Genomic DNA, 23,107 nt, shown 5'->3' with positions numbered 1-23,107 from the left:
CGCCCAAAAAAATAAAAGGGTATGGATAAAGATCATAAAAGGTAGAGCTGAAAACAATTGCTTTTGATTTTACACAATAATCAGGACTTGACTAAAATAATAGCAAAAACGCACCAAATTGCAAAAAAAGCCTTCAAAAACGATTTTTTGAGGGCTTTTTTTGACGTTTCGCGCGAAAATAGGCCTCAAAAATGAAAATGCAAATTCGATTTAATGAGCCAATCGCTTCTACTCCTTAGTAAGCAATCGAATAAGTTCCGTAATTTTATCTGCTACTTTTGGTATCTCTTCATCGAAAGGAAATAACTCCTCCCATTTATACCCTTCTCCTATTCTTACCCCTGAAATACTTCTCTTATGACAATAATCCTCCACATCAAAATCTTTAAGGTTTCCTCTTTGAAAAATCTCAAATGCCCAACCTGAATAGTCAAACTTAGAGTCAATGACCAGTTTTACTCCGTTATTCAGAACAAACTCTGATACGGCTATATCAAATAACTGATTTGGCTCTCTCCATTCAAATTTAATGATTGAAATTCCTTCTATTTGGTCGGGAACCAATTCTTTTATTTGCTTTACTTTGCTCCTTAATTGATCACGGTTCAAATTTGAAAAAATTGCTGTCCATTTTTGTCCCTACTTTCAGCTTCCTTACATTTGTCATTAGATCGGTCAGTAATGGCAAGTATCGTGAATCTGCCTTCTCAATGGAATATCCTAATAGTTGTCGTACCCTTCCAAAAAATTCATCATATGTGACAACTTTAAATTCATTAATAAATCCTTCGTGATTCGGTGGTTGCAAGCACAATACTACTCCATAAATCTTCTTATCTTGATTCTTTCCCTGAATAAATCCTATGTAGTCTTGAAGATCATTGTATACAGATGCATAAATCTTGTTTTCTATCACAATGACAGTATTATCACTTCGCAAGACAATATCAATATAGTTTCCTTTATCTGTCCTTACTTCCCTTTCCACTTCCCAAAACCCATCTACTCCATATGTTTTAGATTCAAGAACTTGCATGATTGCTTCTATACATAGTGTTCCTAATCCATGTCCTTTTCCTGGATCAAAAAAGAAGGCTAATACATTCGAAACAACATTTTCATAATGAGGATACCCACAAATATCAAAAAATGTTTCACGTTCTTCAGAAAGTGAATTTTTAATCTCTGCAAATCTCTTTAATAGTGAATGATCCATAATATCCCCCCGTCTGTGTCCAGTTAGTTTAAACAGGACACCAACTATATCTCTAGCAACGCCAATTGCCTCTTTTTGTGTATCATGGTTTATATCAATATACCCAAATGTTATTTCTTAATTAAAGTTTTGGGAAGCTTCAGAATCTGATTAATTTGCTGCGAATATTTAACACCGGTTTTACACCAAAAAGCAAAATGTTCACAGTTGTTAAATATAAGGTTATAACTTCCCTCTCCTTGATTAATCTTTTTATATGCTCTCTTAATTGTTTCCTCTGGTGTGTATAGAGACAATCCTAATGATTCAATGGTTTCTTCAAACTCATCGAAATCAACTGAAAAATATTCTTCTTCACCATCTAAGAATTCATCAATGCTTGTTTTTAAGATTTTATTTTTTTTGAACCATTAATTTTTCCGTAATGAATAACCTTATTATCGCCTATTTAAACTCCGTAATGTTGTGCAATTAGGCCTTTTCCAATACGCCTGCCAATTATATCTCCCACATAAGGGTTCGACTTTTGAATATAGATATCACCAAGTCCTGCTTTCCCATTAAACACACTTTGAACAGTATGATCAGCTTTGTTCAATGATTTTTCTAAATCCTCTACCCTTGTTAGTACAAGTCCACCAAAAATCCCATAATTCGCTACTTCCGTATTTTCTTTTAATCTTTTAAAAAAATTGGCCATTGAAACTCTCCTAACATTACCTAATATCGATTTATATAATGAATCAAATTCTCCCTAAAATTTATGGTTTTTACATCCTAAAAATAGTGCAAAAATAAATGAGCATATCTATATGGTAAAATGTTCCCAGTACTTATATCCTATCACGATTAGAGATGATACTGTGTATATTCTATCTAAATAAGAGCTAATTTTTATTCGGGTACAAAATCTGGTAACACCATAATATTTGCTAACCATTCATTACGATAAATGATATGAACGCCCAATCTATTTACAACGATTTTCTTGTTTTTCAGTCAATTTTCCCTTTTAAACAAACGTTTAATTAGTTCTGCTGCAAACCTTGAATTATAAGCACTTCCCTCTCTAAACTCATGAAAAACTTGTTGAAACATGCAATAAATATTAGATTTTATTGGGGTTCACGCTACTAATCTATAAACGACATCCTTTCGGCTAAATTCTAAATAGAATATATTAATCAATCGATTGATTAAAAAAGCTGCGAATACTGATATATAAAGATTTCCACCACTTAGCCAGATTGAAGATTGTCGAGAACCGTATAAGAATACTGCAGATAGAAGGTCGCCATTCTGCAATACCCGACACGTTTCTCTTAACTTACATCGTTCTATTTAATTCCCAACTTTTCAACATTAATCAATCGTTTAATTAAAAACTGCATTAGGGTGCTTCAATTGTGAGTTTATCCCTCCTTACGGATGAACATATTGTCAAAATATGTTTCCATCCAATCTTTTTAAAGAGGAGCCATGGCAAGATGATGCTGATTGGAAAATGTGTCAATGGCTAGCGCGTAACTCTTTGTTAGGTTCTATACCATCATTTAGAGTGTTTCTAGCATTTAATTATTGTATGTTTTGGCAGTATGTTTATTAATCGCTATGGATTTTTTCTTTAAGGAAAGCTGTACAATTACTAAATATTTATACATTCTATCAGCTGTTCCTATTGAACAATCAGCAGGTTTGTTGAAGAAGGAATGGTTAATAGTTAATAGGAAGCGAAAAGGTAGTTGCAGAACATGAAATTGTAGATTGTTTCGGAGTGATTGTTGCTTTTTGACATAAAAAAATTGACCTTGGAAAACCAAGGTCTTTAATCATATAATGACTTATTTCCTCCAAATGTACATTAAATCACTTTTTTATTTAATTACTAATAAACTAAATATATTAGGTGATACTAACTGTATACTGCGAGGTTAAGGAGGAGCAAAATTGAATCGTTTACGTGAATTTGACAAAATTGTATATGACAGAAAAGAGAATACTGATTCTATAATTAATTATTGGATAAACTATTCTAACCCTTCTACGTGGCAGTTTTGGGTAATGATTGCTATTCTATTAGTCCCATTGGTTATTCTTTACTTCAAAATTGACCGAAGTAAAGTATTTATAATGGGTTTTTTTGGATATAGTGTTCATGTTTTTTTTACATTTATCGATTTATACGGTATAAATAGAGGGTATTGGCATTACCCTTATCAGATTTTTCCTGCACTTCCAAGTGTCTCATTGGACACCTCAATGGTCCCTGTGGCTTTCATGCTCATTTACCAATGGACATTAAACAATCATAAAAATTTTTACCTATACGCTTTAATAACTGCTGCTATATTTGCATTTATTTTAAAACCTATTTTAGTAAGTATAGGTCTTTTTAGAATGTACGGTGAAATTAATTATTTTCATTTATTTTTGGGGTACGTAATTGTACTATTGATAGCAAAAGTTATAACATGGTTATTTCATAAATTATATAAACCCGAATTCTCAACCCAGAATAAAGATAGTAAAGCATCCCCAAAATAAGGGTGCTTTTCTTTAATTTCACTTCATATTTATTATCTCAAGTGAAAGCACCGCCTACTTTTATGGAATCCTGGACAACAAATTTATGAAGCTTTATTCGGAGAAGATCGCTGCAATGATGCTTAAAGCGCCTAGATCTCTTCCTTTTATAGGAGGCATTGACCTAGACTGGAATTTGCTGGAATGAGATCATAGGTCGTCCCCATTCCCCCATAAACTCATGAAAACCTTGTTGAAATAGGCAATAAATATTAGACTTCATTAGTATTCACAATTCCCCAATACCTGACCCGTTTCTCTTAAACTTACATCGTTCGATTATATTTCCAATTTTTCAACACTAATCAATCGTTTAATTAAAAACGGCATTACGATACTTCAAATATGAATTTGCCCCTCTTAACGGATGAACATATTGTCAAAATTTGTTTCGATCCAACCTTTTTAAAAAGGAACCTTGGGAAGCGGCTGAATCGAAACTGTGCTTATAGCAAGCTTGAGGTTCTTTGCTAAGTCTTATTAGCATCATATATTGTTTTATCCTTAAACGATGATTCTAGTCTGAAACGTAGCTAGCTTCCTCCCACCCCATTGGAGTGGTCCTATATTTGCTGAGCTCAAATAAAAAAACTCGTTAAATTTTAAAAAAATGTAAAAAACGCACCAAATTGCAAAAAAGCCTTCAAAAATTATTTTTAGAGGGCTTTTTTTGACGTTTCGTACGAAAATGGGCTTCAAAAATGAAAACTGCGAATTCGATTTACTCCTCCAGACCCAATATAGTAGGGTGCAGAAAAACGATGAATGGGTGTCATAAATGACAGGTATTAAATCTTGGAATACGGAAAGATTCCTGCAGTTCTCGCAGTTCATTTTCCTTCAGGAATTCAATCATCACTTCGAGATGTGATGATTGGAACATAAACATGAAAACTTTTTTTGGAAGAATGGTAGACTCTTGGAAGCACAAGTATTGATTCCATTATTAGCAGTATTATGCACAGTATTAAGTCACATCATCTTCTTTTTAACCTTTAATCGTAATCGTGAATGAAAAAGAAGTTAGGATCTCGTAAATTTCTTGTCACTTTTCTGGTGTGGTAACGGCTATTGCAAACGATTATTTTATTTGGGGCTTAGATAAGGATTCCATGTTTTCGCTCGTATCAATGGTCCCAGCATACGTCCTTGGCCATTCACATCTGGATGCGAAAAAAGTTAGCTTAACCTCTAAGTCTAGGAAGAGCCCTCACGAAAAATAGCTTCCAACCATAAAATATTGATTAAAGGAGATGATGTGTAATGGAAATCATTCAACGTTTAATTCCTGCATCCCACAAGGAAACTCGTCCGGGGATAAAATTGGTTCCAAAGTACATTACCATTCATGAAACCGACAATCCTAATCCTGGTGCAGATGCAGAAGCACATGCTCGGTTACAGGAGCGAGGGAATAGCCGAAAGGCTTCTTGGCATCTTCAAGTAGATGATCATCAGGTGATTCAATCAATTCCGTTTAATGAAGTAGCATGGGCAGCCGGAACGAGTGCAGGAAATAGGTCTTCTGTTCACTTAGAAATATGTGTGAACAGCGATGGGAATTTTCTAAAAGCCGTTGAAAATGCTGTAGAAGTTACTAAACAATTAATGATACAGTTTAATATTCCAATAACTAATGTGGTGCAACACAATCACTGGAGTGGAAAAGATTGTCCTAAAAATCTAAGAGCTGGCAGTAAAGGGATCACTTGGTCGGACTTTATTGACATGTGTAGGGCAAACAATACGTTGAACCGAAACAACAATACGTTGAACCTAAACGACAATACCTTGAACCGAAACGACAATACCTTTGGGACTGCAACTATTGATTATCCCAAAGCCTATGGTATAAATGCATACGAAGCGCCTAATGGTCTTTACAAAAGAAAAGTACCTGGCGGCACATCATATAGGGTTTATGCCGAAAAGGATGGATTTTTTGATATTGGACAATCTACTTGGGTAAAAGCAGAGAATGTAATATTTAAGAGGGATGCTGTAAAAGTCACATACCCTGGTAAAGTCAATGTGTACGATGCGCCAAATGGTAATTATAAAAAACAAATTAACAGCGGCGAGTCTTACTTGGTGTATGCTTACAAAGATGGTTATTATGACCTTGGTCAATCCACATGGGTGAAAGCAGAATACGTTAAATTGGTAAAATAGTAAAAGCCCCTGTCTCGGTTGAGATGGGGGTTATTTTTTTACCGCCTCCACTTTATTCTAAATCTACAAGCCCTTTAAATTACGATTTGCGCAAGTATCATTTACATTTACAAATTTAATCAAATTCTCCCTAAAACTCTCTCCACTTTTTCCATAATACATAATGCTTTAGTTCATTCACAAAACCTACAATGCCCATTCTTGTTCTAGATATATTTGTTTTGCCATTCTTTCCTCTAACTTTTTGATAAAAATCATAAAAATCATCATATTTCATTAGTAAATTAACATATGCATCAATCTCAATATTATTTTCATAAATTAGCGTTGCAGGATTAATACATACAATAAAAATATCAGTAGTAGCTGGGTTACTTTTACGATTGAAGGACCGATAGTACGGTTGATTCTTATCATACGGTTCTACCATTTCCTTTAAGTCATTAAATATTGTTTTCTTCATTCACTTGCCTAAAATGGCCCATTTACCCACTCACAATCTGATTCAGCTATTCTCAAAAACTGCGATCATGATCTGGCTGTTTTTTATTCGCACGCGTGATCCAGAATAAATTTGAAATTTTGTCACAACTAATCCGTGCATGCCTCAACTCCATCCAACCGATAAAGAGGAAAGAAGGAATGAAGGAAAGGCACGAAGGACGCATCTTTTTCTGAGCGTAAAAAAAGCTAAAATACGCAAGTAGTGTGTAAAAACTTGCATATTTTAGGCTCACTATTTTTCCACTATTTGATAAAGTCCCAAGATAGTTGAATATGTTTTTTTTTTAAGTTACCTGTTCCTACAACTTAAAGTAAATTGTTATTGATAAAAAAGAAATAATATCGAAGATGAATATTATGACTTTAAAAAAATAGCAATCTTTTATCGGAAATGCTGTTTTTCTACACTAAATTCTACTATTATTTACAGGTTCCAATTAATGACTAGTACCTCATTCGCAGGGGAATAACGTACCTGGTAATTAACTCCATAATCAATATAACTTGGATCATTTATCACTTTTTGAACATAAGTTTTTAAATGATCAGAGGTACTAGGAATCCCTAAGTCTAGTGCTACCGTTTCTAACAAATCAGCATATTGAACGTTTCCATTAACTGAAATTTGTCCGCCTAGGTAATCTAGCTCATAAATTTGTCCGATATATTGATTATTTTTGAAAATGTAGTAATTAAAAACATAGCCCATTTCATTACTTAATTGAAGTTTAGCAATTGCACCTGAAGAAGCAACATCATTTATCGCCTTTGTAAGTTGGGCAGTAAGTTGAACCGGTGTGGTATTCCACCTGATGTCAAAAGGTCCATTCTGTTTATTAATTAAACTTTTAATTTCGTCTACCGTTCCATTGTAGCCGAGGTCTAAAGCCAATTGAACTGCCAAATCGGTATACGTGTGAGTTACAAAACCAATTTCATATCCTTCATCTTGTCCAGATGTTCTTGCTATAAAGAACCCAATATTTATATTCCCTTTTTGAATATTATAGAGGGTGCCTCCATCACTTTCTATTTCTGAATGCACAGTTGCACCAAATGATTTTAAGGATTCAAGTGCTTTATCGACCTTTGATAAAACGACAACCCCATCGCTGCCAATTGTTTTTCCACTTACTGTAGTATTGGATGCCATAGCACCTGAAGGATATAAATAATACTGTTTTCCGCCTATTGTCTGCCAACCCGTCAGCATGGCTCCACTTGAATTTAGATAATACCATTTTCCTCCTGTATAAAACCATCCAGTTTTCATGGCTCCACTTGAATTTAGATAATACCATTTTCCTCCTGAATTAACCCATCCAGTTTTCATGGCTCCATTTGTGGTGTTTAAATAATACCAATTTTTATTAACATATACCCACCCTGTTTTCATGACTCCAGAACTGTCCATGTAGTACCAAGAGTTACCTGACTTTAGCCACCCCTTATACAAGTGACCTGATTGATAATAAAACCAATGTTCGGCTGACTTGACCCAACCAGTTTTAGTTGCAGCTTCTGAAGTTGAAGAAATTCCAACTAACAGGAAAGCAACTGTAAAAATTGTAACAAATAATTTTTTCATTATAATTCTCCCCCCGATATTCTTCAAATATAAAATTGTTAAATCTGTATTAGTCTTTTATTCTATTTAAATGATAATTTTACTCCTTTCTATATAGTTATAATTACCTATTACAAATAGGGTAATACCGGTTGCATTGTAATGGTAATAATATCATACATAGGTAATATGTGGCAAAAAAATAGAAGTCTAATCGAATATTGGGGGTACCTTTAACCCAGTTCTTGTTCCGTGTTTGTAGGGTGTGGAACGGTGCACCTGATCCTTTTTTTACTTTCGCTTGTTTGATAAAGTCAAGGAACTTATTTGCGCGCTTGCAGGAAATGACAGGACGCGATATGCTGTTTCTCCTGAAATCGCCATATACCCTGCAAACTAGCTAGGTGAAAGAATATGACTGTACAGCATATACACTATTAAGTTTTTTTATTTGAGGATATGGGCCAGCTTGTTTTCAACGTGCCCGTGGTCCTTTTTATTGGACTATCCATGCAGGTTACTTTTATAAAGAGGATTGTGGTCAATCAGAAAAACCTTTTATTACGATCAGGGCTGGACAGTTAAAAAAGGAATTGGTCTCTCTTGAGAAACAAAACCAAATAATTGGAATACCAAAGAGGCTTATGGGAGATTAAGATTATCTACATTTTACTTAACATTTATTACTCGTCTGTCGATGATATTGGATTTGTTCTCGATAATTTGGAGGATTCAGGTGTTAAATTTAAAATCCCAAATACATTTAGAGCTATCTCATAATCAATGAATCTGGACTAATACGGAACTGCCTTTCCATCACCCCATAGTGGTGGTCTTAAATTTGCTAAGCTCCAAACTTGTTAATGTTTCAGACCGAAAAAAATAATAGTAAAAACGCACCAAATTGCAAAAAAAGCCTCAAAAATGATTTTTTGAAGGCTTTTTTTGACGTTTCGTACGAAAATGGGCCTCAAAAATGAAAAATGCAAATTCGATTTACCCACCCAAACCCGATATCGTAGAGTGCAGAAAAACGATGAGAGGGTGTCCTAAATGGCAGGCATTAAATCAGGCAATACGGAAGGATTTCAGCATTACTCACAATTCAGTTCCCTTCAGGAATTCAATCATCATATTGAGATGTGGTTATTAGAACATAAGCATGAGTTTACAAAAGGTGAAATCATCGGATTAAAAAGGCTCGTGCGCTTTGCAGCCAAAATCCCAGGAGTATGCAATGCCAAGATCGGCACCATTTTAAAATCCATTCACGAGCAATATCAGGAGAATGGCATCTCCAGGTCTACCTTTAAACGGATGATTCTGAAAGCAAAAGAATTGGGAATCATCACGGTCTTTGAAACAGAAAGGAAAAACGGCTCGCAGTCCAGCAACCTGTATCAGTTTAATCGTTTTCCATCTACTGAACCACCCAAAGTGGAAAAAATGAACCACCATAATGAAACTAGTAATCTTTTAAAAACTGAAAAAGAACAAAAGATAAATAAACGTAACGAAACGTCTGAACAACAATTGGATCACTATTTTGTCAGCAACCGAATCCCTCAGCCTTTTGTCCAGCTGGTAAAATGCTTTTTCTCCGAAGCCAAGACGATAGAAGAATTTTGGCATATGGTGCAAATTGCTGCTTTCCGCTTTGAGTGTCAGAATGACACAGATGACATCCTAGATATCTCACTCCAAGCCTTTAGACAACTGATTCGAAAAATGAAATTGACCAATGGCGTGAAAAATCCCATCGCCTACTTTTATGGAATCCTAGACAACAAATTTATGAAGCTCTATTCGGAGAAAATCGCTGCAATGGTGCCTAAAACGCCTAGACAGCTTTCTTTTATAGAAGCATTGACCCAAACTGGAATTGGCTGGAATGAGATCACAGGGTCCTCTTCTCATAGCTGGTAAAAGCCAGAAGAACCGTCCCCATGGTCCACTCGCAAAAATTGTCGCAATTTCGTCAAAATCTCCATGAAATTTGGCGAATCTTGTTTACTATAGACTGCAGTACAAAAGTCCTATTTGCTGTTTAATAGATTTGTAAGGAAAGCGCTCCCATATCTTCAAAATGAATTCCATCATGTATAAGGTCTAAAGCGGCCTAACCTGGAAAATGAAATATCCATCATAAAAATACGGGTCAATTGTCCTCGGCAAAGGAGGGATAAAATTCTAAAACAATCGAAACAGCTCTATCGTTTTATTCTTCATTGTCCATTACAGAGATAGTAGAACGTAAATGTTTTTATTTATTGGGGTTAAAGGAGTGGAGAACGATTAAAATTGAACGTTACTTTATTGAGAAAAAAGTGATCCTAATGATGGGGGAATATGACCAATATGGGAAGCCGTGTTCAAGGATCATGGCAGGAAAAATGACTTTTCTGGTGGACAAAACTCCTCTACATCTATTGGATGATACATTACAATACATAGGCTTTGATTTACGGGGAGCAATGACAGGGGCAAGATCCATTTTAAACAAAACAATGAAGTGTCCCATCATGGTGAATCCCTATCAAGGCATTTGCCTTTTTCCAAGTAAATCACCAAATAAAATAGACTGCATCTGGTTTAATCCTGAACATATTATCAACACCAAAGCCACCGGAAACAAGACGGAGGTGGAATTGAGCAATGGCCATTTCATCATTGTTGATACAAAATTAGCTCCTTTTAATGAAAAACTTCAGAAAGCCAAACATTTAAAACGACTTGCGATTGAAAGAGGGACTCATCCAAGTCCGATTCTCTATTATCTGGAACCGCCAAAAAGACACCAGCTCCTCAAGGAAAAGTCAGGAAAATATAACTTTGGTGTTTTAGAAGAAGAAAAAAATAATAAGGATAACTGGTTATTCCAGAGCTACTTATCAAAGGAGGAGCACCCTGTTGGATTATCACTGGAACATTGATTTTGGAATGGCATTAAGAAGGCTGCGAAAGGAACGGAATCTATCGCAGGAAGAACTCGCCGAACGCAGCGTTTTGGATCGTTCCTATATTAGTCTTCTTGAAAGAAATCTCGAACTGCCTGGCTTTATTACCATCTTAACCCCTGCTTCCGGGCTTGGGATGAGAGCTTCAGAATTTATGATAGAAATTGAACAACATCCAGTATTGCTGCCAATTCATGCATAATGGATTTTTACTAAATCTATTGGAAGATTGAAATTACTAATTATAGAGTGGCTGGGGGTCGTATGTTATGAGGTACTTTATATTATACGTAACAGATAAACTGGGCTTTACCGATGAATATTATCTAAAGGGAAAATCGATGCCTGATATGATTAATCAAATTGGAAAATATGCAGACGGCCATCTTGCCACGTCTAAGAAACTTATCATTACACATAACGCAGAATACGGTTTTATAAGAGAAATCAATCTGGACCTCTACCCTCATTTATCTAAAAAAGATTTCGGCATGATAAATGAAGCGAAATGTTACAATTACCCAGACCTATTATAAAAAAATAAATCACAAAACAGAGCCACTACTACTTAGTAATGGCTCTGCACTAAATTAGGTGACCCTTCTTGAGGCCGATAAACTTGAATTAATTAATGCACACTTCTACAAATTATAACAACATCAAACTAATCAATCATTTAATTAAATATGCCGCAACCCCTACTACAACAGGATTTTATTAAATCAGTAGATGAATTTTTTGTCAGTTAATTAAACGTTTGTTTAAAAGTGATCCTTGTACACTCTATTCCTAGATTTTGCACTAAAAATCACAAAAAAAATGTCGAGAAATGCCATAAACCTTTTTCAGTTATGGTGATATATATCAAACAAGGAAAAGAACTAATAATAAGCCCCCTTTCCTTCTTCAAAATAAATAAAAAAAGTTAGTTATGCTGATAGCGCAGTTATATTATGAGGAGACATCTATTTTCACTTCTCATATTTAAAATGCATGACCCTCGTCAAATTCTGGACAGGCACTAACGTCAACTTTCAGTCATTTTTGGATGGAAATAACAGGTTAGACCTTCGCTTGCCAGCTTTTTCATTTAGGCATTTTCAAAGCATGGTAGAATAAGGTTATTAGAGCAGTAAAACTATCCAAAAGAAGAAAGGAAAACTCATGAAAAAACTCTTCTCTTACACCGAAAAAGGCATCGCCAAATATAATGAGGATCAAGTCGGCATAAGTAAAAACGTAGTTTGGGTAATTGATGGAGCTACCCCTCTATTTCAAAAAAACTTTTTTTCTAATCAAAACGATGTAGTTTGGTTGGCAGAACAAATCAATAACCGGCTTCCTGACTTTGTTGATGATGCCCTATCACTAGAGGACATCCTATTACAAACCGTACAGCAAATAGAACAAGATGCCTATCGAATAAAAGAGGATCTGGATACAATCAAAGAGTATGAACTGCCAACATTTACGATTGCAATGGTCAGAATCATCGACCAGCAGCTCGAATATTATGTTTTAGGGGATTGTGGCGCACTGCTTGAGTCATCAGACGGCACCATTACGTATCTAACAGATAAACGACTCGAAAGATTTAATGAACGAAATAAACAGGCGATTATAACAATTCAATCGATAGCTCCGCCCGAGGAAAGAGAAAGATTAAAGCTAGAGGCCCTAATGAATACTCGTAAACTCCTTAACAAAGAAAATGGTTATTGGGTCGGTTCCATCGATGGGAAGGGTATTCCTCATGGGATCACTGGGAAAATGGAAGTAGCAAAGAACGCCAAAGTCCTATTATTTAGTGACGGATATGCCTCTCTATTTGAATTATATAAGTTAATCGATATACACGACTTTTCCTTCAATGAAGCAGCAATCCAAAACACGATAAAACAAGTACGAGCGACTGAAGAGCAAGATTCCAATTGTGTGCTCTATCCAAGACCTAAGAAATCGGATGATTTAACGGTGATTCTCATTGAAAACAGCTAAAAACGAACGAAAGCCTGTCAGTCTACCAAAACCGAACTGACAGGCCTTTTCCAACTATCTAATATTCAAAAGCTCCCTTAATTCCTCGGGATTTTCCTCCATGTAAACTTCCAAGCTCTTGAGACACATGAAAAGTGGAATGGATGTTTCTTTGTGTGCCTGAATTTCTTTTATCACTTTTTTCAGCTCAGTGAGATCTTCAATCCTCCACATATGCCGAGATCTGGACTTTCTTACCTCTTCGATTTCTGGATCAAGCTGGGATGCCTTCACATCCAACTTGGTTAACCCGACAAATTCCGGTTTGCCACCCCGTTTGACCCAGCGAAAGAATCCTAAAAGCTTCGTTTTGCCGATGGTACGGTGGGACTTACCTAAAGAAGTTTTACCACTTTCTTCCCACAGTTCCCGCCCCATGCCATTGGTTATCGTTTTCGTGAAATCTTGATCGATGATATCCTTCCAATCACACGAGCCGCTTCCGGTTGGAACAAATAAGTTATTGCTCGATTGGGCATGTGCATTTTGTTTCCAAATTACCAAGTAGTTATCTGCCGTAAATCCAAGAGTTGATACACCAATTTCATTGTTCATATCAGAAAAATTAATTTCTAAGAGGCGTAATTCGTTTACGTCCTTCGCATAAGCAACTGGAAAATAATTCGTTCCATCATAGATGACTCGGTTATTACTCTTCGAATATAGTTGTTTCGTACTGACATGGTTAGTTAAAAAGGAATCGAAATAGCTCCCCTTGTGACAACAAGCATCAATTTGCGTGATATCCAGGTCTTCAGATAAGCACAATTTTTGTTCATTATAAAAATACTTTTTGTCAGCCATCGAATGAGCAAATTGATAGTTTAAGAAAGGAATCAGTACTTCTTTATCGTCACTAATGATCTTTTTGATTTTCTTCCCCTTTAATTTGTTTTCCGACAGTCTTAAATTCGTGGTCCGCAAATGGCGGTCTACCTTGGGAGAATAAAAGACAAAATCATTTTGATGGACAATCTCCACCTTCTCATAGTGAATTCTTTCTTCCATTTGACTTGGAATCAAATCATTTAATGGTAAAAATTCATCATAAATAATGATTTTATCCTTCGCTTTAATTTCATATTGATCAGAATGTTTATATTTGATAATATCCGATCCCATTTTGTATGTATCATAACCCAATTTTACAAGTGAAAGCAGAAATAGCATAATGATAGAAAAACCGAATCCTGGTCCTTCAAATTGATGAATCCACTGGGATATGAATGCAAAGGTGGAAAGGATGAAAGTAACCAAGTCCACCAATAACATAAATGTTTCCTTCTTTTGTATCGATGCTAAATAGCGGAAGTAATCAACATACATCCTAAATTTGAGTCTTAATCTCACGTAAATCCCCCTAAACAACAAGCTACCTTCCTTATTAATCCATTTTATATGAAAAGGACTAGATTGCCAAATTGATAGAGCGCTTGAAAAAAGTGCAATCAAGGATTGAAAATAGATTGTCAAAAATCTTAGAGAACACTTCCTGACTGAAAAATCCTCTATAGTGAGAATCGGTAGTTTTTCTAATGCTTTAACTTTCTTAGTAATACGCAGTTATTAATGCCCTTCTATTAAATTAAATGATTGTTAAGTGTGATTTACCAAAATAATTATTGATATCAACCAAAATAGTTTCCTCATAGAAACTATTGTGAAATAATGTTCATGGAAAATGGAATGATCTCATAATTTAATAGAGTTAAAAGGAGGCATTTCATGAAAAAGTTCAATTTTCCTATCGGTGAGGTTTTAAAGAGATTGAGAAATGAACATAACCTGACACAAGAAGAACTAAGCCTGAACTGCAACCTAGAAAGAAATAAACAGGAGCCAGGGCATGGTACCATCTTTTCTATTGCAAAGGCTTTTAATATGGAGGCATCTGAACTAATTAAAGAAATAGAAAAAAATATGAAAAATTGATTAAGCTAAACAACAGTGGATCAAGATAGTGGTCTTTATTAATATAGGAATTCATCTTCCTTCTAAACTAAGAATAAACTTCGAAAACCCTTACTAAACATCTACATAAATCAAACGTTTGGTTAAATCTGCTGTAAGCCTTGTTTTAGAGAGTTTCGTTTTTTTTACTGGAAATACAAATATTCTCCAGGAAATGACAACATTCTTTTGGAAACCCTTTTTTCGACTATTTCTTAGTTTTTCCTACTCCAATCAAACGTTTGATTAAATAATAACCTGATCATTCATTAATTGCATTTGTGCTGAAAAAGTTGAAAATAAAATGTCATTGTTTGTCACCTATCTTGAAATGTAGGAACTTTTTAATTATAAACTAGTGTATATATTTTCTTATCCGATTATGCCCCATATCCCCTTCGAAAAAATCACTGAATTGTTTCAATGTGTTATCATTCTTTTTTGAGTTAGACTAAATATTTTTCCTCTAACCATCCATCTTTTATGCAGTATACTTCATGGTTCTTTCCAGTTCTTCATTATCTAATGGATTAAAAAGGAGAAATTTCCTTGAAAAAAGGTAATGAGAAATTAACGTTTGGAAAATTAATAGTAAGATTAAGGCGTACAAAAGGACTTACTCAAGAGGAATTAGCATTTCGCAGCAACTTAAGCACAAGGGCCATGGTTTCCATTGAAAAAGATGAGTACTATCCTGGTCTAGAAGCATTCACAAGAATTGCAAAAAAGCTGGATATGAAACCGAGTGAGATTTTTAAAATTATAGAAGATAATGGTTTACTAGCAGATTGGGAGAAAGGCACTAATGATGATCATCATTAATAGAAATTCCCCATGCCTAAAAACCAAGTAAATATTAAAGCCCTTCCACTTTGGAGGGGATTTGTTGATTTCGCAATGAATTGTACCTTAAAAGTTCTGTCAATAAAAATATTTCATTGAAACATATAGGATTGCCATTGCACCAGATGATTTTAAAAAGTACCAAGTTCCTTTATCTTTTACCCAGCCGGTCGCCATTGCACCAGATGATTTTAAAAAGTACCAAGCTCCTTTGACATTCACCCAGCCGGTTGCCATTGCGCCATCTTTGCCTAGGTAGTACCAATCTTCTCCGACTTCAAGCCAGCCAGTTAATTTTACTGCATGATCGTTGTAGTAATACCATTTTCCGTTTTCCCATTTCCAGCCTTCTGTTTCAACTGCTAAAGAAAATGGAGACTGGTTACCTTGTGCATCTGCAACAAAGCCATTTCCTTCTAGAAATAAATCATACTCAGTAATGACGTCTCTTAATTCTTGAACAGTAAACAAGTAGTCAGTATTAGCTTGTTTAGGGAATAAGAAATAGTAAGTGTCATCATTATTGTTAGTAGACCAATTTTTAACCTTTTCCTTGTTAATGACAGCTGCACCATTTACAAATTGAGCGTCAACTGCATCAGAATACATTTCATCAGATTTAGAAAGCAGTGATATAGTAGCTGCCGTATCGGAAGTTACTTTAACCGCCTGTACTTTAGCGTCTCCAGGAAATCCGACTAAGCTTAAAGAAAAGTCGTTTCCGTCCCTATCAGCATGAATTTCACCTTTGTCGGTGACGAATGTAATTCCAGTTATTTTAACAGCGTTTGCGTTTGTTTCTGCAGCGTGAGAAACAGTAGCTGGCAGCACTGCTAGAAGGAAAAGGAACACAAAACTTGATAGTGCAATAATTTTCCGCATGAATAAATCCTCCTGTATGTATATATACTCCAGTAATAAATTGCTAGATTACTAATTTATTATGAAGCATAAGTCCTATTTTACCTCCGATGGCAGATTTTCACAATAAAAATCAATGATTTCTACACTTCCAAAACTCAACAAATTTAAACACCAAAACGTAAACTCCAGAATCAGGGTGAATTAATTTAATCATTGATTTTGCTAGCTTTTCAATAAAATTATCATTTTTTACCAGAATTGTATTTTTCCAAAACCGTTACAATTACCGCCATTTTTTTGTATAATATTTCGGTATTTATATTCAGGACATTTTTACTATTAAAAAATCTCTTCTAGTTTTATTAAGATCACCAAACTGAAACAACAAGAAAAAGGAGAATACAGATGTCTAAAAGTTATTGGCTTACCCCCGAAGAAATGTTGAAAAAGAAAAAAATGAAAAAGAGCCTTACTTACGGTTTTATTACCTTGGAACTATTTTGCTTAGCACAATTGTTACCATCTTAGCGAACAAAATCTCTTAATATTCTATCTAGGATTTAGCAGTCTACTTTCGGTTAGCAATAACCAAACAATTAGCATTTGTTTGAGGAAAAGGTTATCATTTTTCAAAAAAAGCCTCGAGAACCGTCCCTTTGGTCCTTCCCATCTAGTAAAAAATAGGAATCCCTTTTTAGGGATTCCTACTTTTAATTATATATCCGTACTCTTAATAAACTTGATGGGTTACTTCATTACCCCATTTTTATCAAAGGTATACCATTTGCCATAGATCTTTACCTTACCAGTCTGCATAGCGCCGCTTGTATTAAAGTAATACCATTTTGAACCTGACTTCAACCAACCGGTTTGCATTGCCCCGTTGCCCTTGAAGTAATACCAGGTTGTACCAAGCTGCAACCAACCGGTTTGCATTGCCCTGCTGCTCTTAAAGTAATACCAAGTTGCACCAAGCTGCTGCCAGCCTGTTTTCATGGCACCAGCCTGATCGAAGTAATACCAGGTTGTACCAAGCTGCAACCAGCCGGTTTTCATGGCACCAGTTTGATCAAAGTAATACCATTTTGTCCCTTCGTTAAACCAGCCTTTGATTTCTTCACCAGTTTTCAGGTCGTAGTAATGCCAGATGCCGTTTTCCTTTACCCAGCCGGACTTGGCTGTAACAATAATTCTAGTTCCTTCACTCCTATTACCAGCAAGGTCGGTTACCGTTACGATCATTTCAGTCCCTTTCTTCTGTACTAGGATGGAAACAGAAAACTTGCCATCCGCTTGAACGGTTCCTGTACCGATAACGGTACCGTTGACATTAACTTCTACCTTTGAACCAGCTTCCGCATTACCTGTTACTGTAGTGTCTTTATTGGTTACTACGTTTACTACTGGTTGTGATGGTGCAGTTACATCTTTAACAGCTACAGTGGTTACTTCACTTATATTTCCAGCTTTGTCTACCGCCGATAAAACTAATTCAGTGCCAGCTTTTTGTACTGGAATGGTTACAGTAAATTTGCCATCTTCTCCGGCAAATCCTGTTCCAATCACTGTACCGTTAACTTTCACTTCCACTTTTGATCCTGCTTCTGTCTGACCGGTTACAGAAGTATCTTTATCCGTTACTTCATTAACCACTGGTTTAACAGGAGCCGTTCCATCTTTTACTACTACAATGGTCGTTTCACTTACGTTTCCAACCTTGTCGGTGGCCGTTAAAGCTAATTCCGTTCCATCTTTTTGAACCGGAATGGTCACAGTAAACTTTCCGTCTGGTCCGCTTTCTCCATTTCCAATTAATGCTCCTTCTACTTTTACTTCAACCTTGGCTCCAGCTTCAGTTTCACCTGTTACGGAGTTATCTTTATCTGTTACCACATTTACAACTGGTTTTGATGGTGCCGTCACATCTTTTACTGCAACAGTGGTTCCTTCACTTACATTTCCACCCTTATCTGTTGCCGTGAAAACTAATTCTGTACCTGCTTTTTGGATTGGAATCGTTATGGCAAACTTACCAGCCGTGCCTGCAGTTCCTGATCCAATCATCGAGCCATTCACTTTTACTTCTACTGTCGATCCAGCTTCCGCTGTCCCTGTGACAATCGTATCTTTATCTGTTACCCCGTTTACTTTAACAGGTTCAGGTGGGATGGCATATTGTTTGGTTAAGATAGTACCTGGATAATAAAAGGATAATATGTCTTTGTAAAGAATTCCTGCAGCAGCACGGTGATTAGCGCCATGTTGACTTAATCCCACACCATGTCCGTTCCCTGATCCAGAAAATACAAATGCATCCTCGGTTTCGTCGATGGAAAACAGATTGCTAGTTAGATCTTTGGAACTGATAATCGAGCGCATATTGTCCGCAAGCTGGTTGTTGATATTCACAGTTTGAAGTTCAAGCTCCCCAGTTGAATTGATTACGTCTTTTACAAAAAACTCAAGGGATAGATTACTTTTTGAAAATCGTCCGCTTTCGGTTTGCTCGTAGAAGGAAACCTTAGGGATGCCAACAATTTTAATTTGCTTACCACTCAATCCTGGTAGATAATTCAACATCCATTTTTTTATGTTGCTCGTGTACACGGCATCTATTTCATTTGTGGATTCCCACCAGCTTTCTGGATCTTTGAGGTCCAATGAAGTGACATCGATTTGCTGTTTATGTAAGATGGCATTCCAGGTAAGGGTTGTATCGTACTCGTCGGTTTGAACTTTAAAATACGGAAGTGAAATGGGGTCCTTGACATTAAATTGATTTTCAGTTTTCCCTCCGTTTGAGGCTGAGAAAACTGCGTCAATGACCTTCCCATTGTAGGTTAAGATTTGGCCTTCAGTCTCGTCGACTGCCTCAGATGTCCTAGAATCTTGGCCCGTCACGCCCCCATATACCTGAAAAGTGGTAGTATCATTGATTACCTGATTCAAACGATAATAGGCATAAGTTCGCGCTGCAACCGCCTGTGCCTTCAGGGCTTCCTTCCCCCAAGACGCCCACATTTCATAAGGAACAACACTTTTCACATAATCTTCGAGATTAATAGTATTAATCGGTCTAACAAATTGCTCCTCTTCAACGGTAAAAAGAAAACTACCGGCGTATTCACGGTTATTAATGAAGGCATGGTCATTACTTTTAACCGGAGTGATCGATAGATTGCTCCCTGAAGCTAATTTCGTAGTTCCATCATATAGTCCGAGTGTTCCATCCTCAACCCTCACTGTATAACTTCGATCATTGGTTAATAGGTTCGCAGGATCCTCATTTAAATAGTAGCTTCCTACTATCTTTAATGAAATACTTGAAGGATTACCTAAAAAATTTCTTAACTTTACTTGAAGCTGTGGCTCTGTCGCAATCGTTTCTGCCTCTTTATAACTTGGAACAACTCCCAAAAAGACGGCGATTGCAATCAGGTAGATTAATAGTTTTCTCATAAAAAAATCCTCTCTCATAGTTTCATATCTTAATAATACTTCTTTTCCTGTAAATTTTCCTCATTTTTTCCAAAAATCGAGGATATTATGGTGTCCCACATCTGAATGTATTCGACAAGTTTTGGGGATGACTGACACTTGAATAAGTCAAAAAAATAGGAATCCCTTATTTTAAGGACCCCTATTTAAAAATTATCTAAAGCTTTAAGTAAACCGGAAGGGGCTACTTCAATACCCCATTTTTATCTAAGGTATACCATTTGCCAGAAATCTTTACCTTGCCAGTCTGCATAGCGCCGCTTGTATTAAAGTAATACCAAGTAGTACCTGACTTCAACCAACCGGTTTCCATTGCCCCGCCGCTCTTAAAGTAATACCAAATTGTACCAAGCTGCAGCCAGTCTTCATAGCACCAGACTGATCAAAGTAGTACCATGATGCCCCATCCTTATGCCAGCCTTTTCTCTAGCTTTCCCCCATAGGGGTTTAAACCGTGTAAAAATAATAGAGAAAACGCACCAAATTGCAAAAAAAGCCTTCAAAAATGATTTTTTGAGGGCTTTTTTTGATGTTTCGTACGAAAATAGGCCTCAAAAATGAAAAATGCGAATTCGATTTACTCAGCCAAACCCGATATCGTAGAGTGCAGAAAAACGATGAAAGGGTGTCCTAAATGGCAGGCATTAAATCTGGCTATACCGGAGGATTTCAGCATTACTCACAATTCAGTTCCCTTCAGGAATTCAATTATCATATTGAGATGTGGTTATTGGAGCATAAGCATGCGTTTACAAAAGGAGAAATAATCGGATTAAAAAGGCTCGTGCGCTTTGCAGCCAAAATCCCAGGGGTATGCAATGCCAAGATCGGGACCATTTTAAAATCCATTCACGAGCAATACCAGGAGAATGGCATCTCAAGGTCTACCTTTAAACGGATGATTCTAAAAGCAAAGGTATTGGGAATCATCACAGTCTTTGAAACAGAAAGGAAAAACGGCTCGCAGTCCAGCAACCTATATCAATTTAATCGTTTTCCCTCCAGTGAACCACCCAAAGAGGAAAAAATGAACCACCATAATAAAACTAGTAATCTTTTAAGAACAGAAAAAGAACAAAAGATAAATAAACGTAACGAAACGTCTGAACAACAATTGGATCACAATTTTGTCAGCAACCGAATCCCGCAGCCTTTTGTCCAGTTGGTAAAATGCTTTTTCTCCGAAGCCAAAACGATTGAAGAATATTGGCATATGGTGCAAATTGCTGCTTTCCGCTTTGAGTGTCAGAATGATACAGATGCCGTCCTAGATATCTCGCTCCAATCCTTTAGACAACTGCTTAGAAAAATGAAATTGACCAATGGCGTTAAAAATCCTATCGCCTACTTTTATGGAATCCTAGACAACAAATTTATGAAGCTCTATTCGGAGAAGATCGCTGCAATGGTTCCAGTAACGAGAAGTCCCCTTTCTTTTATAGACGGCATTGACCCAAACTGGAATTGGCTTAACTCATGAAAATACGGATCAATGGTCCTCGGCAAAGGAGAGATGGAATTCTATAACAATCGAAACAGCTCTATCGTTTTTTTCTTCATTGTCCATTACAGAGATAGTAGAAGGTAAATGCTTTTAATCTATTGCGGTTTAAGGAGTGGAGTACGATTAATATTAAACGTTACTTTATTGAGAAGAAAGTGATATTAATGATGGGTGAATACGACCAATACGGGAAACCGTGTTCAAGAATCATGGCAGGAAAAACGACTTTTCTGGTGGACAAAACTCCTCTACATCTATTGGATGATACATTACAATACATAGGCTTTGATCTACGTGGAGCAATAATAGGGGCAAAATCCGTTCTAAATAAAACCATGAAATGTCCCATCAAGGTGAATCCCTATCAAGGCATTTGCCTTTTTCCAAGTAAATCACCAAATAAAATAGACTGTATCTGGTTTAATCCTGAACATATTATCAACACCAAAGCCACCGGAACTAAGACGGAGGTAGAATTGAGCAATGGCCATTTCATCATTGTTGATACAAAACTAGCTCCTTTTAATGAAAAACTTCAGAAAGCCAAACATTTAAAACGACTTGCGATTGAAAGAGGGACTCATCCAAGTCCGATTCATTATTATCTGGAACCGCCAAAAAGACACCAGCTTCTCAAGGAAAAGTCAGGAAAATACAACTTTGGAGTTTTAGAAGAAGAAAAAAATAATAAGGATAACTGGTTATTCGATAACTTCTTATCAAAGGAGGAGCACCCTGTTGGATTATCATTGGAACATTGATTTCGGGATGACATTAAGAAGGCTACGAAAGGAACGGAATCTATCGCAGGAAGAACTCGCCGAACGTAGCGGTTTGGATCGCTCCTATATTAGCCTCATTGAAAGAAATCTAAAACTGCCTGGTTTTATCTCCATCTTAGCCCTTGCTTCCGGGCTTGGGATGAGAGCTTCAGAATTTATGATAGAAATCGAAAAAGACCAAGAATTTATTCCAATTAATGGATATTGTGGTTTTACTAAATAGATTAGAAGATTAAGTTTACTAATTATGGAGCGGCTGGGGGTCGACGTTATGAGTTACTTTATTTTATATTTCACAGATAAACTGGGCTTTACCGATGAATATTATCTAAAAGGGAAATCGATGGCTGATATGATTAATCAAATAGGAAAATATACTGACGGCAATCTTGCCACGTCTAAGGAGCTTATCATTACACATAACGCAGAATACAGTTTTTTAAGGGAAATTAGTCTGGACCTATTCCCTCATTTTTCTAAAAAAGATTTCGGCATGATAAATGAAGCGAAATGTTACAATTACCCAGGCCTAATATAAAAAATATATATCACCTATTGTCTAGAATGGTCCTATCTCCAGTCTTTTGATTCAAAACAGAGCCATTACTTCTTAGTAATGGCTCTTTAGCA

22 protein-coding genes and 2 pseudogenes are annotated in these 23,107 nt (G+C 36.2%); 13 read left to right on the top strand and 11 right to left on the bottom strand.

Annotated elements, in window-relative coordinates:
• Nucleotides 1-228: 228 nt before the first annotated feature.
• From PH210_RS23925 to PH210_RS23915, 4 genes are all read right to left on the bottom strand, one after another.
• Nucleotides 229-609, bottom strand: a complete 381-nt coding sequence (locus tag PH210_RS23925) for a hypothetical protein (protein ID WP_289988887.1) — start codon at nt 607-609, stop codon at nt 229-231.
• A complete protein-coding gene (locus tag PH210_RS23920) occupies nt 599-1,216 on the bottom strand; it encodes a PD-(D/E)XK nuclease family protein (RefSeq protein ID WP_289988886.1) in 618 nt (205 codons plus the stop codon). The genes PH210_RS23925 and PH210_RS23920 overlap by 11 nt, the downstream gene beginning before the upstream one ends.
• Nucleotides 1,217-1,326: 110 nt before the next feature.
• Nucleotides 1,327-1,608 carry a lecithin retinol acyltransferase family protein gene (locus PH210_RS29830; RefSeq protein ID WP_354670015.1) on the bottom strand — a complete coding sequence of 94 codons (282 nt, stop codon included), beginning with the start codon at nt 1,606-1,608 and terminating at the stop codon, nt 1,327-1,329.
• 56 nt (nt 1,609-1,664) lie between these two features.
• On the bottom strand, nt 1,665-1,916 hold the full coding sequence (locus PH210_RS23915) for a hypothetical protein (protein ID WP_289988885.1): 252 nt from the start codon (nt 1,914-1,916) through the stop codon (nt 1,665-1,667).
• Nucleotides 1,917-3,163: 1,247 nt separating this feature from the next.
• On the opposite strand from PH210_RS23915, the gene PH210_RS23910 reads away from it, so the two are divergent.
• Together PH210_RS23910 and PH210_RS23905 are read left to right on the top strand one after the other, a co-directional pair.
• On the top strand, nt 3,164-3,760 hold the full coding sequence (locus PH210_RS23910; protein WP_289988884.1) for a CBO0543 family protein: 597 nt from the start codon (nt 3,164-3,166) through the stop codon (nt 3,758-3,760).
• Nucleotides 3,761-5,062: 1,302 nt separating this feature from the next.
• Nucleotides 5,063-5,971, top strand: a complete 909-nt coding sequence (locus PH210_RS23905; protein ID WP_289988883.1) for a peptidoglycan recognition protein family protein — start codon at nt 5,063-5,065, stop codon at nt 5,969-5,971.
• 130 nt (nt 5,972-6,101) lie between these two features.
• Here PH210_RS23905 and PH210_RS23900 read toward each other — a convergent pair whose 3' ends face one another.
• Entirely contained in the window at nt 6,102-6,434 is a 333-nt protein-coding gene (locus PH210_RS23900; protein WP_289988882.1) for a hypothetical protein, read from the bottom strand.
• A gap of 465 nt (nt 6,435-6,899) precedes the next feature.
• Nucleotides 6,900-8,063, bottom strand: coding sequence for a hypothetical protein (locus PH210_RS23895; RefSeq protein ID WP_289988881.1), 1,164 nt, complete (start codon nt 8,061-8,063; stop codon nt 6,900-6,902).
• A 1,032-nt stretch (nt 8,064-9,095) separates the two neighbouring features.
• On the opposite strand from PH210_RS23895, the gene PH210_RS23890 reads away from it, so the two are divergent.
• The 5 genes from PH210_RS23890 (at nt 9,096) to PH210_RS23870 (ending at nt 12,997) form a co-directional block, all read left to right on the top strand.
• Complete coding sequence (locus tag PH210_RS23890) at nt 9,096-9,968, top strand: hypothetical protein (RefSeq protein WP_289988880.1); 873 nt, start codon at nt 9,096-9,098, stop codon at nt 9,966-9,968.
• Between the two features lie 344 nt (nt 9,969-10,312).
• Entirely contained in the window at nt 10,313-10,975 is a 663-nt protein-coding gene (locus tag PH210_RS23885; RefSeq protein ID WP_289988879.1) for a competence protein ComK, read from the top strand.
• Nucleotides 10,953-11,201, top strand: a complete 249-nt coding sequence (locus PH210_RS23880) for a helix-turn-helix domain-containing protein (protein WP_289988878.1) — start codon at nt 10,953-10,955, stop codon at nt 11,199-11,201. The genes PH210_RS23885 and PH210_RS23880 overlap by 23 nt, the downstream gene beginning before the upstream one ends.
• Before the next feature lie 67 nt (nt 11,202-11,268).
• Nucleotides 11,269-11,535: a hypothetical protein gene (locus PH210_RS23875; RefSeq protein ID WP_289988877.1), complete on the top strand. Its 267-nt coding sequence runs from the start codon at nt 11,269-11,271 to the stop codon at nt 11,533-11,535.
• 628 nt (nt 11,536-12,163) lie between these two features.
• A complete protein-coding gene (locus PH210_RS23870) occupies nt 12,164-12,997 on the top strand; it encodes a protein phosphatase 2C domain-containing protein (RefSeq protein WP_289988876.1) in 834 nt (277 codons plus the stop codon).
• Between the two features lie 54 nt (nt 12,998-13,051).
• Here the strand turns inward: PH210_RS23870 and PH210_RS23865 are convergent, their stop codons facing one another.
• A complete protein-coding gene (locus tag PH210_RS23865; protein WP_289988875.1) occupies nt 13,052-14,386 on the bottom strand; it encodes a hypothetical protein in 1,335 nt (444 codons plus the stop codon).
• Nucleotides 14,387-14,761: 375 nt separating this feature from the next.
• Here PH210_RS23865 and PH210_RS23860 point away from each other — a divergent pair, with 375 nt between their 5' ends.
• Together PH210_RS23860 and PH210_RS23855 are read left to right on the top strand one after the other, a co-directional pair.
• Complete coding sequence (locus PH210_RS23860) at nt 14,762-14,968, top strand: helix-turn-helix domain-containing protein (protein WP_289988874.1); 207 nt, start codon at nt 14,762-14,764, stop codon at nt 14,966-14,968.
• A gap of 567 nt (nt 14,969-15,535) precedes the next feature.
• Nucleotides 15,536-15,808, top strand: a complete 273-nt coding sequence (locus PH210_RS23855) for a helix-turn-helix domain-containing protein (protein WP_289988873.1) — start codon at nt 15,536-15,538, stop codon at nt 15,806-15,808.
• Between the two features lie 99 nt (nt 15,809-15,907).
• Here the strand turns inward: PH210_RS23855 and PH210_RS23850 are convergent, their stop codons facing one another.
• The 4 genes and pseudogenes from PH210_RS23850 to PH210_RS29820 all read right to left on the bottom strand — a co-directional run.
• Nucleotides 15,908-16,711, bottom strand: a complete 804-nt coding sequence (locus PH210_RS23850; RefSeq protein WP_289988872.1) for an N-acetylmuramoyl-L-alanine amidase family protein — start codon at nt 16,709-16,711, stop codon at nt 15,908-15,910.
• A 729-nt stretch (nt 16,712-17,440) separates the two neighbouring features.
• Nucleotides 17,441-20,152: an Ig-like domain-containing protein gene (locus PH210_RS23845; protein ID WP_289988871.1), complete on the bottom strand. Its 2,712-nt coding sequence runs from the start codon at nt 20,150-20,152 to the stop codon at nt 17,441-17,443.
• A gap of 223 nt (nt 20,153-20,375) precedes the next feature.
• Nucleotides 20,376-20,552: pseudogene (locus PH210_RS23840) on the bottom strand (hypothetical protein); the annotation flags it as partial.
• A 5-nt stretch (nt 20,553-20,557) separates the two neighbouring features.
• A pseudogene (locus tag PH210_RS29820) lies at nt 20,558-20,611 on the bottom strand (hypothetical protein); the annotation flags it as partial.
• A gap of 214 nt (nt 20,612-20,825) precedes the next feature.
• On the opposite strand from PH210_RS29820, the gene PH210_RS23835 reads away from it, so the two are divergent.
• The 4 genes from PH210_RS23835 (at nt 20,826) to PH210_RS23820 (ending at nt 23,015) form a co-directional block, all read left to right on the top strand.
• Complete coding sequence (locus PH210_RS23835; protein WP_289988870.1) at nt 20,826-21,671, top strand: hypothetical protein; 846 nt, start codon at nt 20,826-20,828, stop codon at nt 21,669-21,671.
• A 122-nt stretch (nt 21,672-21,793) separates the two neighbouring features.
• Nucleotides 21,794-22,456, top strand: coding sequence for a competence protein ComK (locus tag PH210_RS23830; RefSeq protein WP_289988869.1), 663 nt, complete (start codon nt 21,794-21,796; stop codon nt 22,454-22,456).
• Nucleotides 22,434-22,700, top strand: a complete 267-nt coding sequence (locus PH210_RS23825; RefSeq protein ID WP_289988868.1) for a helix-turn-helix domain-containing protein — start codon at nt 22,434-22,436, stop codon at nt 22,698-22,700. The genes PH210_RS23830 and PH210_RS23825 overlap by 23 nt, the downstream gene beginning before the upstream one ends.
• 48 nt (nt 22,701-22,748) lie before the next feature.
• A complete protein-coding gene (locus PH210_RS23820; protein WP_289988867.1) occupies nt 22,749-23,015 on the top strand; it encodes a hypothetical protein in 267 nt (88 codons plus the stop codon).
• Nucleotides 23,016-23,107: the final 92 nt, after the last annotated feature.

This window comes from Paenibacillus sp. BSR1-1 (genome assembly GCF_030403775.1).
Lineage (GTDB): Bacteria > Bacillota > Bacilli > Bacillales > Cytobacillaceae > Neobacillus.
This window is presented reverse-complemented; position numbering and strand designations above follow the sequence as displayed.